This is a genomic window from Klebsiella sp. MPUS7, from assembly GCF_009905335.1.
GTDB classification, from domain to species: domain Bacteria; phylum Pseudomonadota; class Gammaproteobacteria; order Enterobacterales; family Enterobacteriaceae; genus Klebsiella; species Klebsiella grimontii.
In genome coordinates, this window is sequence record NZ_CP047604.1 from 2,675,367 (window position 1) to 2,690,014 (window position 14,648).

Genomic DNA, 14,648 nt, shown 5'->3' on the forward strand with positions numbered 1-14,648 from the left:
CTGATTTTGTAGCCCGGACAGGTGCGCGAGCACCGCCTCCGGGAAATTCTGCTACTCCGCGCTCTTCCCCCGGGGGCGGCGCAGAGCGCCTGCCCGGGCTACAGGACCGCAGATTGCGGGTAATCCGTAGCCCGGGTAAGGCGTTTTCGCCGCAACCCGGGATAGTGCGCGAACATCGCCTCCAGGGAGACATTAAATCTCGCCGATATCGTCGAGCAGATGTTGAATCAGCAGCGGAATCGGCCGGCCGGAAGCAACGCTTTTGCCGCCTTCGCGCCACAGCGCCGTGCCGCTGACGTCGAGATGGGCCCAGGGGATCTCCGGTGGGCAGAAATGCTGTAAAAGCCAGGCGGCGGAAGCGCTGATCGCCGCATTATTGCCCGGCGTGTTGCACAGGTCGGCAATGGCGCTTTCGGTCTGTTTCTTCAGCCTGCTATCCAGCGGCAGCGACCAGACTTCGTCTCCGCTCTTCATCCCTGCCTGGGTCAACGCCGCCCGCAGCGTTTCGTTTTGCGTCATCAAACCGCTTAAATCGTAACCCAGCGCTTTAACCACCGCGCCGGTCAGGGTTGCCATATCGATAATATAGCGCGCCTGCGGATGCCGCTGGCTGGCCCAGGCAATGGCGTCGGAAAGCACCAGCCGACCTTCGGCGTCGGTGTTATTGATCTCTACCGTCAGACCGTTACAGGCCCGGGCGACGCTGCCCGGTTGCATAGCGTCGGGACCAATCGCGTTTTCCGCCAGCGCCAGAACGCCCATCGCTCGCACAGGTAGCGCCAGCTCGGCGATGCTCAGCATCAGGCCGAGGACGTTGGCCGCGCCGCACATATCGTACTTCATGGTGTACATCCCGGCGCCTTCCTTCAGCCACAGCCCGCCGGTATCAAAGGTGACGCCTTTACCGACGTAGCAGCGAACCGGGGCATCGCCGCCACCATCATAATGTATCGCCAGCAGGCGCGGCGGACGCGCGGACCCTTTCCCCACCGCATGCAGCAGGCCGAGCCCCTGTTCAACAATCGCGTTTTCATCGAGTACTTCGCAGCGCAGAACAGGGATATCGATGCACAGACGCCGGGCCTCGTCCACCACGTACTGCGGGGTACACTGCTCCGAAGGCAGATCCGCCAGCCGTCGTGCGGCAATCATGCCGTGCGCGATCGCCTGCTGTTGACGCACAAGGGTTTCCAGCGTCGGCCGCTGTTCAGGCAGGGCGTAGAGGGCGAGCTGGCGCAGGCGTGGCCTGACGGCTTTCACCTGATGCAGGCCTAAGTCATCAAGCTGCCAGTCGAGGTTAAACAGTTCGCGCAGCGCTTTGGTTAGCGTGCCGTTGCTCTGTTCCAGCGAACAGTCGAGGATAAGCGCTTCGCTCAGCGGCTTTTTGCATAGCGGCCGCAGCGCCTCGGCCAGGCCGTCGTTCAGCGCATCCTGCCACAGCGGCCGCGGAATAAGGGTGATGCGCGCGAAGGGGGAGCAGCCGAAGCGGGTATCCGCCACCTCGCCGCGGGCGGCCTGTGCCACCATTTCCGCGAGCAGGGGACTTGAGTTGAGGGGGGCCTGGGTTAACAGCGTGCTGCCGGGCCAGGTCACCAGATGCGCGCCATGGCAGGCGCTATCCAGTCGGTTGATAAAGCGGTAATCCAGCATGACTTACTCCTCGATGGGGGCGCGAATACGTGCGGCGTAGGCCTGCATCCATTCGTCGTCCACCGGACGGTAGTGGGTTTTCTCCTGCACGCGCTCGGCGCAAAACACGGTGAGCGGCTGGGTCGCGCTGGCGACGACAAAGGAGAAGGTTTTGATATTGGTGGCGGCGCCGAATTCGCCGCGGCGGTTCATGCACACCACCGAAAGGTCGCCCGCGCGGCCAAAGCGCGACATCAGTTTGTCTTCCAACTCGTAGACTACCGAGTCCGCCGCCTGTTGCGGCGTCATTCCCTGGGCCATGCGCCGGACGATTTCGTAGCTGGCGCAACCCTTCATCAGATCTTCACCGACGCCGGTGGCCGTGGCGGCGCCGGTCTCGCTATCGCAGTAGAAGCCTGAGCCGATAATCGGCGAATCGCCCAGCCGCCCGCGTTTTTTCATAAACAGGCCGCTGGTGGAGGTGGCGACGCTCATGGAACCCTGTTTGTCGAGACCGATAATGCCCACGGTATCGTGGCCGTCGTAGGGGCTGAGGCCTTTATCCAGCGTTTCGCGGCAGCGTTTGCGGTAGTGCTGCATGGCCCGCTCGGTCAGCATTGATTTGGCGGCGAAGCCCTGGCTTATGGCCCACTCTCGGGCGCCCTGGCCAACCAGCAGGCTGTTATAGCGCTGGCGGCTGAGGGCGTGGGCGACTTTCACCGGGTTGGCGATATCCACCAGGTTGCCGACCGCGCCGAAGGCCAGGGTATCGCCATCCATAAAGGCGGCATCCAGTTCGACCTCGCCGTTTTCCGTCGGCAAACCGCCGTAGCCTACCGATTTGTACAGCGGAAAATCTTCTACCGCCGCCACCGCATTGACCACGGCGCTGGCGGTGTCAGCGCCGGAGGCCAGCGCCGTCGCGGCTTCGGTTACGCCTTCCAGCGCCATTCGCCAGGTGGCAATCATTCCCCACATTGGTTTACTCCTGTTTAGCAAGCGTGTTGTCCGTTTCGGCTCGGGCGGTGATTTCCGCGGCGCGATACTGCTTATCGACGATGCGCATGAAGGGCAGGTACAGCATGGCGCCAATCAGCAAATTAAGGATCTGCATCACGCTGCCGCTAAGATGCCCGGTGACGATAAAACCGCTGATCACCGGCGGCAGCGTCCAGGGGATAAAGACCCCGGTGGTGACGGCCACTGCGCCGATTTTCATCGCTGCGTACTGCACGGTGACCAGCACTAGCGGCACGAGGTTAAACGGGATCAGCATGATCGGGTTCATGATCACCGGCAGGCCAAAGAGGATAGGCTCATTGATATTAAAAATGGAGGCGCCGGCGCCGAGGCGGGCGACTTCGCGCATATTTTTGCTGCGGGCGAAAATCAGCATCGCAATGACCAGCGACAGCGTTGCGCCCGCGCCCCCCATCCAGATCATGTCGAAGAACTGCTCGGTAATAATGTGCGGCGGAGTGACGCCAGCCTGAATAGCCGCGATGTTATCGGTCTGATTTTCCATCCACAGCGGACGAATAATGCCGTTAATCATCGAACCGGAGTTGATGCCGACCGACCATAGAATGGTAATGCTGAAAACGGTCATCAGCGCGCCGAAGTAGGAGGTACCGTAATGGCGTACCGGCGAGGCGACGACTTCATAAATAAACTGGTGGATGGTGGCGTAGTGGGTGTGCTCAAACCCGATACGAATCGCCAGGATCAGAATCATTACCAGCAGCGCCGGGATCAGCGCGGCGAACGACTCCTGCACCGCGGGCGGCACCCCGTCCGGCATCTTAATCACCAGCTTCTTGCGCTTAAGCCAGCAGAACAGTTCGGTCCACAGCAGCGAACCGATCATGGCGACGAATAATCCTTTGGTGCCGATCCATTCCACGGGGATCACCGTGATGCCGCCGTTTTCAGCGACTTTAATAAATGGCGTGAGGATCAGAAACCCCACCAGCGAAAGGATGCCGCAGGAGATGCGGTCATCGCCGTAGTGCTCCGCCAGACGATAGGCCACCAGGAAGCTGATAAACAGCGACATCGTCGAAAAGACCGCGTTGAACGGAATTTCGATAATCGCGCTCCAGCTGGCGCCGAAGGTGCTGGCCATAAACTGCTGATAGCTCTGGTTGGGGAACGACGAGATCACCAGCAGAATAGAACCGACAATAATAAAAGGCATAAATGAAACATAGGCGCCGCGAATAGCGCCGAGGTGACGCTGTTGGGCGGTTTTCGCCGCCAGCGGCATCAGTTTGGCTTCAAGAAATCCCAGAACATTGTTCATTGTGAACTCCGTACAAGATCGACAGGGGATGAGTGTGTTATCTATGGCGGATTATGAGAGAAAGCGGTGGGCTTAAAGGTGAAGCGGTTCACATTGTGTTCTCTACAATAATATATATCTCATATGATTGGTTATATTTTCTGTCGAGGATCGTATGGAAATTAAGCTGCACGCCAACGCAACCACCACGCCAAGAACGCGCAAATATCTTCAGGAGTCGACCAAAAGCGACCGCGAACTGGCGCAGGAACTGGGGATTTCTATTACTACGGTGCGCCGCTGGCGCAACCGCAGCCAGATTTCCGATAACCACACCACGCCGCATTTGATACACAAAGTATTGAGACAAGAGCAGGAGAACCTGATAAATGCCCTGCGCGATGCGCTGCGCGCGCCGCTGGATGAGCTGCTGTTTATGGTGAATGAGGGGCTGGGCATCGCCATCTCTCGGGCCACCCTGAACCGCTATCTGCGCCCGGCCCATGAGGGGCGGAAAAGCGCCGCGCCGCAGGGAAAGAAAGCGTTAAAGGCAGGGATGCGCGCCGATACCCTGACGCTGCACTACCGCCAGCTGGCGCTGTCGATGGACGACGGTGGTGAACATCATCTGCTCTGGGCGCAGGAGCCGATCAGCGGCTGGTGCTTTGGCCGCATCTATTCGGGGATCTCGCCCGCGCTGGTCGATAGCTGGCTGAGCCAGGCGCTGGACGCCTGTCCGGCGCGGATACAATGTCTTGAGATTTATGCTCATGCCGGCTTTCAGCCCGCGCGCGCGGATCTGTCGTGCGCAACGGTGGCGATGGCGGAGAGCGGGGCGGTGCAGCTTCGCGAGCGATTAGCCGACGTTATTCCGGCGCTGGACGAACCGGATGCGACGCTGCAGCGGCTGTGCGCGCTGTGGAACCAGGGACGGACGCAAAAAAAGCTCGGCAACAACACGCCGCAGGGCTTTCTTGCGTCGCTGAATCACAACTCATGGCGGAGTCAGGGGGACGCGCAGTAGCCGCATTTTTGCCGGGTTACACTGACTCATCGTTGGCACGGTAAGGCGTCGGCCGCCAGCGGGCAACGCCTGCAACCCATGAATGTCTGCGCCAGAAAAACGAACCGCCGCCGGCTCAGCCGTTGTTGCCCGCGCGGGTCAGCTGTTTCGTAGGCCATCAATCGCGCTGTCGCTCAGCTCCATCACCGTTTTTACGCTGACGCTGATTTTATCGATGATGGCCTGTCGCGGGCCTTCGCGCCACGCCGGGCTACGATAGAAGCGCTCCTGCGAGGTATTTAAATGCGTCAGGTCGTCATAGGCCCGTATCAGATAATAAGCGTCGTTGTCCTCGACTGAGTTGCCGAAGGCGACGATATCCATGCCGGCTGCACGGTGGCAGGGCGCGCTTTGTTCTTTCATTAGCCGGTGAAAATCGTTCCCGGAACCCGGTTTAAGGGTATAAAGCAAAAACTCTACCGTTTTCATCCTGACATTTCCTGTGCAAATCCGTTGAAGGTTGCAGCAATACACCACAGCGCCGCGCTGAGCACAACTCCCCATGTTTCGGCGCTTGGCTTTGGCCAGCCCCGAAGAGCAGTTGCAAATCATCGTTAATAATTGTTATGTTATAATATAACAATTAAAGCATTATAAAATATGTGACTATTCACCTTTCTTTTTAAATGATAATGATTATCATCTATTTTCTGCGGTGAAAATGAACAAGAGAGTGCGTTTCGCTAATCCGCGCTTAAGAGCAAGGGAGAACGGCTAATGGAGGAGAGTTTGACAAAGGGTGGTACGACCAATGTCCCGGTGCTTAGCGTCAGTATCGCATCGTTGCCGCGTCCCGGCGGCGGGGACATTCTCGCCGACATTCATTTTAGTGCCGGTAAAGGGGAGTGCCTGGCGGTCATTGGCCCGAACGGCAGCGGAAAAACCTCTTTATTGCGCGCGATAGATCATGAACTGACGGTGCGGGAGGGCGACGTTCGCTTATATGGCCGCTCCGTCTCCGCATTAACCCGGCAGCAGCGGGCCCGGCAGATAGCGGTACTGGCGCAGAACGACGCCCCTGATATGCGTCTGGCGCTTGAGGATTATGTCGCTCTTGGACGTATTCCCCACGCCCGGGATATGTCACGGCGCGAACATGAAAGCATCGTAACCCGGGCGATTAACGATACGGGATTGCAGAAGCTGCGCACGCGCTCGCTCTCCGCGTTATCCGGCGGCGAGCGACAGCGGGCGGCGCTGGCGCGGGTGCTGGCCCAGTCGCCAAAACTGGTGCTGCTGGATGAACCGACCAACCACCTCGATCCGCAGGCCAGGGTGGAACTGCTGGCATTAGTGAAAAGCCTGGGGATCACGGTCGTTGCGGTACTGCACGATCTTTCCCTGATTGAGTCCTTTGCCGACCGGGTTTTGCTTTTATCGCAAGGGCGCGCCCTGGCCTGGGACGTGCCGGAGCGCGTACTGGTTTCAGAACGGCTTTACCCGGTCTTTGGCTTGACCAGCTTTACCGTACCGCATCCCGAAACGGGGAAAGCGCTGCGGATTTTCGAGGTTCCGGGCTATGCGTAATACATTATTGAAGGATAACGAAGCATGAAAAAAGGGTTTGCAGGCATGATGGCGGTTCTTTCCATTTCAGCGGCGAGCGCGGCTGATTTCCCCGTCACTATTGAGAGCTGCGGAACGCCGGTGACCTTCACCCAGGCGCCGAAAAGGGCGGTTATACACGACCTGAATATGTCTGAAATGGCTTTTGCTCTCGGGTTGCAGGACCGCATCGTGGGCTTAACCGGCATTACCGGGTGGTACAAAATGACCCCGGAATTTAAACACCAGATGGGAGCCATTCCCGAGCTGGCGCCAAAATATCCCTCTCTGGAAACGCTGCTGGCGGTGAATCCTGATTTCTTTTTCGCAGGCTGGAATTACGGCATGAAGGTCGGCGGCGAGGTCACGCCTTCCGTGCTCGATAAATACGGCATCAAAACCTTTGTGCTGAGCGAGAGCTGCGTCTTTACCGCGGAGCATAAACGTAAAGCGAGTATGGACCTGCTGTACAACGATGAGCTGACGCTGGGCAAAATTTTTGGCAAGCGGCATGAGGCCCAGACGCTGGTTGACGGCTGGAAGAAAGCGCTGAACGCGTTGCCTAAGCCGCCGCGGGGCGTACAGCCATTGAAAGTGTTTGTCTATGACTCTGGCGAAGATAAGCCCTTTACCAGCGGACGGTACGCCATGCCGACCGCGATTATTGAAGCGGCCGGTGGGAAAAACGTGATGGACGACCTGGAGATGAGCTGGGGAACCACCTCCTGGGAGAGCGTGGCGACGGCGGAGCCTGACTTTATTATTCTTCTCGATTATCAGACCGGCAGCGGCGCTGATTCGCTGCGCCGTTTCCTCGAAAATCATCCGTTAATGAAGCAGACACCGGCGGTGAAGCAGCAGCGCTACCTGAAGCTGCAGTATGCTGAATTGACGCCCGGCCCGGCGAATATCAACGCGGCGGAAAAGCTGGCTCATGCGCTGTATCCAGCGGCTAACCAATGAGGGGCACTCAATTTCGTTACTGCTGGGCAATGTGGGGCGCGCTGCCGCTGTTAGCCGGTTTGATGCTGCTCAGCGTTGCCAAAGGGAGCGTACCGTTATCGCTGGCCCAGGTTCTTGGAGCCTTGCGGCTGCTGGATGTGCCGGTATCGGAGATGATCGGGCGTATTGTCATTGATTTACGCGTGCCGAGAACGCTGCTCTCGGTGCTGGCGGGCGCCGTGTTGGCGATCGTGGGCGGCCTTTTACAGACCACCACGCGCAACGATCTGGCCGATCCTTTTTTATTTGGTCTCTCCTCCGGCGCATCGGCGGGCGCGGTGCTGGTGATTACCCGATTCGGCGAGCGGCTTGGCGCGCTGACGCTGCCGGTATCGGCATTCGTTGGCGGACTCTGCTCGGCGGTGGCGGTGATGCTGCTGTTTCATTTTAAAAAGCAGCGCGGCGCCGAACACTTAGTGATTTGCGGGTTGGCGATCTCCTTTTTATTCGGCGCGCTGACCAGCTATCTGATTTTCTCCGGCGATCAGCGGGCCGCCAGTTCGGTACTGTTCTGGTCGTTGGGAGGGCTTGGTCTGGCGCGCTGGGATAATTTACCGTATGCCGTATTCAGTCTGCTGTTTCTCGGCGCGTTCGTACTGTTACGCTGGCGCTCGCTGGATGGCTTACTGGCCGGCGAGCAGACCGCGCAGTCGCTGGGTATTAACGTTGGCCGCCTGAGAATGGAGGTTTTTTTCTGCTGCGCGCTGGCCACCTCGCTGCTGGTGGCTTTAACCGGAGTGATTGGCTTTATCGGCCTGATGGTGCCGCATATGTGCCGCTACTTTTCCGGCGTCAAACATCTGTTGCTGCTTCCTTTATGCGGCCTGTGGGGGGCCGTGCTCCTGTGCGGCGGCGACATTGTCAGCAGGACGCTGTTGGCCCCGCAGGAGCTGCCGATTGGGATCATTACGGCCGGAATCGGCGGATTGTTTATCATTATCCTGCTTGCCAGAAACCGGGCGTAAACTTCTTCGCGCCGGGCCATCACCCGGCGCAGACTTAAACGAATGGCAAATAAACATTGGTAAAATGAATAAACGCTTTACGTTCCTTCGCGGGTAGTCTTGTTAATGTGAAATAATATTTCGATAAATATATTTATTTGATTTAATCAATCGAATTTACATAAAATATCAGTGTATTGTTCTGCTTATTGCGCTTATTCCGATGTCTAATGAGAAAATTCTTAAAATAATGATTGATTGAATCGCCGTGCGCGGGCTGACGCAAAATTAATCAGCGCGGTTATTGCGGGATTTTTCTGAAAAGCGCGCGTCTGGACAATAAATATTAAACAAACTTATAATTCACCCACTTCACTCATGGGTAAATCCCCATGGCGCGTATTTTCGCCTTTTTATAAGGATTATTCGGCTTTCGTGAGGGAAAGGAATGGTGACGATTGTCAGCCACAATCATTTTTTTAAAAAAGCCATGCGGCTGAAAATAAATGACGTAAAAGCGGCGAAGCAGGCGAATCTGGTCGATTTGTGCTTAACAAGGTACCCAACCAGCAGGCGCGCGCAGTTTCATTTTCTGATTAACAGCTTTGAAATGAAAAAGAATTTTGTTTGCTTTAAGGTCGAAGATAATATTGTTTGTTTGATAAATAAGAGGCGCACCGCGCATATCGCCAATATCATCGACAGGGTAACTGACGGGATCCCGGTGGGGGAAGATATCACTTTAACAGAGCGAGAGTTTCAGTATATTTTTGTAATGAAGTTTAACGTGCTGGCAAAGGATTATCCGGAACTGCTCGGCATTTCACCGAAGGCTTATAGCTGCAATAAAAGAAAAATAATTGAAAAGTTTGGCTTTCATTCATTTCATGCGCTACTGGCGCTGTCTAATTATTTACACGCTTTTTCGCTGATCGATAAATTCATGCCGGAGTAATTGCCGCACGTTACCGTTATCTGCGCACTTTCATTTTATTTTTCCGCCTGCGGCGCTTTTCAGGATGGACACGTTGAGCCAACGTGTCTCATATCATTACCCGGAACCGGTGAAGAGGGATAACCACTCTCCTGGGCTTCATTTGCTTATCTGACCGATGGTTTGAATCAAACTCAGCCGTTTAGCCGTCTTTTCACCTCTCTGGCGATGTCGGCTGGCGACTCCCGCCCAGCCTTCGTCCCGCCGTCATCGGCCTTAACATATTCGCCTCCATCGCATTCCGATAGGCATAATCCTTTGGACTCTTCCAGAACTATATTTATTCATCACTTCCCCATCCCTTGAAAAAACTGTCGTGACTATCCCTTTCACAAAAAGATTAAACAAACCTTAAACCGCAGTGCTATAATTGCCATGAGTTTTGTCAAGAAATCAAAATAACGTAGAGGGTACCCATAACACCAGGTTTTATTTTAAGGAGAAAAGTCTGAATATACCTTATAGAGGAAGTTATGGAGAATGAATCTGTTTATGGATGAGAATATTCGCATTGATATTAAAATTATAACTATATGATTTTGCTGTCATTTAACAAAATGCAATCTTTAATTTATCTTATCATTAGAATTTACTTATAGAAAATCGTCTCCTTTAGTTAAATCTTCTGGTTTAACCGGTTGCAACGGATCTTATTCAGAATAATTACAGGTCAGCGGTAAGATTAATTGATCAAGGTCAATTAACAACCCCTGACGCCGTCACAATTATCGGAATTGGCATAAAAACCAGGAACTTTTAATTTTAAGTCTCTTTGCGAATTATCGCATAATAGGTTCGCTCAGAAGGCATCTGAGATTTGATATTTTATTAATAGTTAGGGACGAAATAATATGAAATTAAAATTACTTACAGTGGCCGTCTCTACACTTCTTGCTGCAGGAACCGTGCAGGCAGCAGAGGTGTATAACAAGGACGGAAACAAACTCGACCTCTACGGGAAAGTGACCGGCCTGCATTACTTCTCCAGCGATAAGTCTGAAGATGGCGATCAGACCTATGCGCGTCTGGGCTTCAAAGGTGAAACGCAGATCAATGACCAGCTGACCGGCTACGGCCAGTGGGAATATAACTTCAGCGCCAATAACGTTGAAGGCGACAATTCCGGCGACAAAACGCGTCTCGCCTTCGCTGGCCTGAAGTTCGGCGAATATGGTTCACTGGACTACGGGCGTAACTATGGTGTCGCCTATGACATCGGCGCCTGGACCGATATGCTGCCGGAGTTCGGCGGCGATACCTGGACGCAAACTGACGTCTTCGCCACCGCGCGTACCACCGGCGTTGCTACCTACCGTAACAACGGTTTCTTCGGGCTGGTTGATGGTCTGAATATCGCCGTACAGTATCAGGGTAAAGAAGAGGGCAACGGTCGCGATTTGGCGAAACAGCATGGCGATGGCTGGGGTCTGGCCTCTACCTATGAGTACGAAGGTTTTGCCGCAGGTGCAGCCTACGCGGCGTCCGATCGTACCGATGCGCAGGTTAAAGCGGGTCGCGACAATCCGAACGCATACGCCCGCGGCGAGAAAGCGGAAGTATGGGCGGCCGGTCTGAAGTATGACGCCAACAACCTCTACCTGGCGACCACCTATGCTGAAACCCGCAATATGACGAAGTTCGGTAGCGGCTATATCGCCAATACCGCGCAGAACTTTGAAGTCGTGGCCCAGTATCAGTTCGATTTTGGTCTGCGTCCGTCCATCGCCTACCTGAAATCGAAAGGCAAAGATCTGGGCCGCTACGGCGACCAGGATCTGGTTGAATACCTTGATGTCGGCGCGACTTACTACTTCAATAAAAACATGTCTACCTATGTGGACTACAAAATCAACCTGCTGGATGAGACGAAATTCACCAACGATGCCAAAATCAGTACCGACAACATCGTTGCCGTGGGTATGACCTACCAGTTCTAAGCACAGACGTCCATTGTGCCATGCCTGCCAGCTTACCCTCCTGGCAGGCATTTTTAATGACGGACGGGGCGAAAAAAGCCCGACGCCGTTTCCCGCGCCGGGTAGAGTGAGAAGGGCGATTTATGGCGCGGTACTGAAAAACTCGCCGAATTTTAGCGCCAGCCAGCCAACCGGCGTGGTTGCTCCGCCAACGATATTGGTAATTTCAGACATGCCTTCCGGTACCGGAATATGAGAGTTGACCGCGGCCTGGGTATACTCGTGCGAAATATCCGTCCCAACGTACAAAATACAACTGACCACCAGGGTGCCGGTAATGAACATGCGAAACATGTTGCGCTTGCAGAAGGGCGTCACCATTGCCAGCAGGAACATCAGTGAGGCCAGATCGACAAACGGCAGCACGCGGTTGCCTGGAAGAATAATCGCCAGCACCACCGCCATGGGGATCAACAGCAGTCCGGTCGCCAGCACCGAGGGTTCGCCTATAAGCAGCGCGGTATCCATGCCGATATAGAAGTCGCGGTCAGGAAACTTAGCCTTCAGCTTCGCTTCGGCGGCGTCGCGCACGATCAGCAGGCCCTGAACCAAAATTTCGATCATTTTCGGCAGCAGCAGCATGGCGGCGGAAACTTTAATCGCCAGCGAGACCGCAGCGGAAACGTCGTATCCCGCAAGGAAGGCCAGCAGCAGTCCCAGCACGAAGCCCAGAGTCAGCGGTTCACCAAAGACGCCGAATTTTTTATTAATACTTTCCGGGTCGAAATTAATTTTATTGATCAGCGGGATCTTATCAATAATGTAGTTACAGGCAATCCCAAAGGGGACGTAGGTTATACAGGTAAGATGGGGAAACGAAATCCCCTGGAGATTATAGTTTTTTTGTAAATAGGGAGCGGTTAAATCCGCCGCCAGCAGGGTTAAGATAAATATACCGAAGGTGATACCGACGGAGAGCCAGTAGTTACCGGTTCCGGCATACACCACCGAACCCATAATCAGGAAAATCCAGTAGTTAAATATATCAATATTTACCGTTTTGGTTAATTTCAGCAGCAGCATGGCGATATTGATAACGATAAACCCCACCACCACCGGCAGCATCAGCGGCGAACCCCAGCCGATAGTCGAGGCGGTCGGCCAGCCGGTATCCACCACCGTCAGGTGCAAACCGATACGCTCGACCATGGCCTGCGACGCCGGGCCAAGGTTGGTCAACAGCAGACCGATCACCAGACCCACCCCTTCAAAACCGATCCCCACCAGCATCCCGGCTTTAAATGCGGTGCCCACTTTTACGCCAAAGCACAGTGCGATAATAAAGAATATTACTGGCATCATTACTGATGCCCCCAGACTAATAATGCTGTTGATAATATCCATAATATTTCCTTAAAAGGCGGCCGAATTGGGCGCGAGCGAACCCGTGCCCAATGGGCCCGATAAAAGCGTAACTGGCTCTTTTAATCGTTAACCGATTTTTTTCAGCAAGATCTCAGAAAAAAGCTTCGGTGAATTGCTGAAGGCATCAATAGTACTGCCGGCGATATGCGGCGTTATCGTGACGTTATTCAGCGAATAAAACGCGCTATCGTCCGGCAGGGGTTCATCATCAAAAGTGTCGAGGGCGGCGCCCATGATTTTACCCGCCCGAAGCGCGGCAATCAGATCGGCTTCGTTAATGAGGCCGGAGCGAGCCGTGTTGACGATAATGGCGCTCTCCTTCATCAAGTCGAAATGATGCGCGTTGATCAGGTTTTCGGTTTCCGCCGTCAAGCGGGCGTGCAGCGAAATCACATCCGCACGTCGAACCAGCTCATCAAGAGAATCCACCTTTTCATAGCTGTCATGGCCAGCGACGTACTTATCGTAAAAGATAATCTCGCTGCCAAAACCGCGCAGGAAGCCAGCCACCAGCTGAGCGATATGCCCCAGCCCGACCAGACCTACCACTTTGCCGCCCAGTTCAGGAATGGCCCGGTGGTTAGGGCTCTCTTTGCGCCAGAACTTATCGCGCAGCGCATCGTGCGAGCGGGCGATGTTGCGCATCTCCGCCAGAATCATGCCGACGGTAAACTCAGCCACGCTGCGGGCATTACGCCCCGGCGTGTTCATCACTTCAATCCCGCGCGCTTTGGCCTCCGCCTGATTAACGTTTTCAATGCCGCCGCGCAGCACGCCGACGTATTTAAGCTTTGGCAGCTTGTCGAATACCGCCGCGTTAACCGGGGCGAACTGGACTATCAGGATCTCCGTCTCCTCAGCGCCCTGAAGCAGGGCGGCAGGCAGCGCCAGCGCCTCTGAACCTTGCTGTTCCACCAGCAAATTATCCTCCTGCAGTTTTTCAATCGACTCGTGCGACCATTCGCGCACTTCCACTGCAATACCTTTATCTTTCAGCGCGTTCAGACCCGCGTCCATCATCGCTGCATTGATAAAAAGATCGGCAATTGCCAGACATTTCATAGACATTCTCCATAAGTTAACGCATCAACATACCGCCGGTGACATCCAGAGTCGCTCCCGTCATATAGCTGGTTTTCGGAGAGACCATGAAGACGCCGATATCGGCAATTTCGTGCGGCTGGGCCACCCGGCCTACCGGAATACGGCTGACGTAATAGTCAGGATTCTGTTCAATGTTTTTACGGATCATCGCGGTATCCATAATGCCGACGGCGATGTTGTTGACATTGATTTTCTGTTTCGCCACTTCGCGCGCCAGCGAAATGGCGAATGCCACCAGGCCCGCTTTACTGGCCGCGTAATGAGCATGACCGGTGGTCGAACCGTGAAAGGCCGCCTGAGAGGTGATATTCAGAATGCTGCCGGCCCGATCTTTCGCCAGGCAGTGGTTTACAAACAGCTGGCTCAGGTGGAATACCGCCTTCAGGTTGATGTTCATCACCTTATCCCAGTCCTGTGGGGTAATTTCAGTAACGTAGCCGCTCAGCCAGATCCCGGCGTTATTGACCAGAATATCGGCATTTCCCAGGCGGTCGATACAGGTGGCGAACAGATTCTCACGGCTTTGCTCGTCGGAAAGATCGGTTTTCACCGCAACGATCTCGACGTTGGTAGTGCTTTTCACCGTTTCGACCAGCAGTTCAGGGTGCTCGTCTTCATGCATATAGGTGAAGCAGATATTGACTCCTTCTCTGGCGAGGGAAAGGACAAACTCTTTGCCGAGGCCCGTAGCGCCTCCGGTAACGATAGCCGTGCGGTGGTGTAAATTCAGATCCATACTTTCCTC

The 14,648-nt window shown here is 54.8% G+C and carries 13 protein-coding genes; 6 read left to right on the forward strand and 7 right to left on the reverse strand.

What is annotated here, in order from left to right:
* Positions 1 to 192: 192 nt before the first annotated feature.
* From GUC22_RS12580 to celB, 3 genes are read right to left on the reverse strand one after another with little or no spacing between them, the layout of a single operon-like run.
* Positions 193 to 1,650 (reverse strand): leucyl aminopeptidase family protein, encoded by a 1,458-nt coding sequence (locus GUC22_RS12580; RefSeq protein ID WP_160183541.1) that lies wholly within the window; start codon positions 1,648 to 1,650, stop codon positions 193 to 195.
* Positions 1,651 to 1,653: 3 nt separating this feature from the next.
* Positions 1,654 to 2,607, reverse strand: coding sequence for a N(4)-(beta-N-acetylglucosaminyl)-L-asparaginase (locus GUC22_RS12585; RefSeq protein WP_004134354.1), 954 nt, complete (start codon positions 2,605 to 2,607; stop codon positions 1,654 to 1,656).
* Positions 2,608 to 2,611: 4 nt separating this feature from the next.
* Positions 2,612 to 3,931, reverse strand: coding sequence for a PTS cellobiose transporter subunit IIC (celB, locus tag GUC22_RS12590; protein WP_004120071.1), 1,320 nt, complete (start codon positions 3,929 to 3,931; stop codon positions 2,612 to 2,614).
* A 154-nt stretch (positions 3,932 to 4,085) separates the two neighbouring features.
* Between celB and GUC22_RS12595 the strand changes: the two genes are divergently transcribed.
* Positions 4,086 to 4,934 (forward strand): XRE family transcriptional regulator, encoded by an 849-nt coding sequence (locus tag GUC22_RS12595; RefSeq protein WP_154930693.1) that lies wholly within the window; start codon positions 4,086 to 4,088, stop codon positions 4,932 to 4,934.
* A gap of 138 nt (positions 4,935 to 5,072) precedes the next feature.
* Here GUC22_RS12595 and GUC22_RS12600 read toward each other — a convergent pair whose 3' ends face one another.
* Positions 5,073 to 5,402 (reverse strand): NIPSNAP family protein, encoded by a 330-nt coding sequence (locus GUC22_RS12600; protein WP_049085317.1) that lies wholly within the window; start codon positions 5,400 to 5,402, stop codon positions 5,073 to 5,075.
* 288 nt (positions 5,403 to 5,690) lie between these two features.
* Here GUC22_RS12600 and GUC22_RS12605 point away from each other — a divergent pair, with 288 nt between their 5' ends.
* From GUC22_RS12605 to ompC, 5 genes are all read left to right on the forward strand, one after another.
* On the forward strand, positions 5,691 to 6,500 hold the full coding sequence (locus GUC22_RS12605; protein WP_004136324.1) for an ABC transporter ATP-binding protein: 810 nt from the start codon (positions 5,691 to 5,693) through the stop codon (positions 6,498 to 6,500).
* Between the two features lie 24 nt (positions 6,501 to 6,524).
* The gene (locus GUC22_RS12610; RefSeq protein ID WP_160183542.1) at positions 6,525 to 7,481 is read left to right on the forward strand and encodes an ABC transporter substrate-binding protein; all 957 of its coding nucleotides are present in this window, start codon (positions 6,525 to 6,527) and stop codon (positions 7,479 to 7,481) included.
* Entirely contained in the window at positions 7,478 to 8,485 is a 1,008-nt protein-coding gene (locus tag GUC22_RS12615) for a FecCD family ABC transporter permease (protein ID WP_024358107.1), read from the forward strand. Before GUC22_RS12610 ends, GUC22_RS12615 begins: the two co-directional genes overlap by 4 nt.
* Positions 8,486 to 8,912: 427 nt before the next feature.
* A complete protein-coding gene (locus GUC22_RS12620; protein WP_004136330.1) occupies positions 8,913 to 9,419 on the forward strand; it encodes a hypothetical protein in 507 nt (168 codons plus the stop codon).
* A gap of 890 nt (positions 9,420 to 10,309) precedes the next feature.
* On the forward strand, positions 10,310 to 11,395 hold the full coding sequence (gene ompC, locus GUC22_RS12625) for a porin OmpC (protein WP_004136332.1): 1,086 nt from the start codon (positions 10,310 to 10,312) through the stop codon (positions 11,393 to 11,395).
* Between the two features lie 120 nt (positions 11,396 to 11,515).
* Here ompC and GUC22_RS12630 read toward each other — a convergent pair whose 3' ends face one another.
* The 3 genes from GUC22_RS12630 to GUC22_RS12640 all read right to left on the reverse strand — a co-directional run bounded on the left by GUC22_RS12630 (position 11,516) and on the right by GUC22_RS12640 (position 14,639).
* Positions 11,516 to 12,778, reverse strand: a complete 1,263-nt coding sequence (locus tag GUC22_RS12630) for a PTS galactitol transporter subunit IIC (protein ID WP_004136334.1) — start codon at positions 12,776 to 12,778, stop codon at positions 11,516 to 11,518.
* Positions 12,779 to 12,865: 87 nt separating this feature from the next.
* The gene (locus tag GUC22_RS12635; RefSeq protein ID WP_004136336.1) at positions 12,866 to 13,861 is read right to left on the reverse strand and encodes a 2-hydroxyacid dehydrogenase; all 996 of its coding nucleotides are present in this window, start codon (positions 13,859 to 13,861) and stop codon (positions 12,866 to 12,868) included.
* A 16-nt stretch (positions 13,862 to 13,877) separates the two neighbouring features.
* Positions 13,878 to 14,639: an SDR family NAD(P)-dependent oxidoreductase gene (locus tag GUC22_RS12640; RefSeq protein ID WP_024358109.1), complete on the reverse strand. Its 762-nt coding sequence runs from the start codon at positions 14,637 to 14,639 to the stop codon at positions 13,878 to 13,880.
* Positions 14,640 to 14,648: the final 9 nt, after the last annotated feature.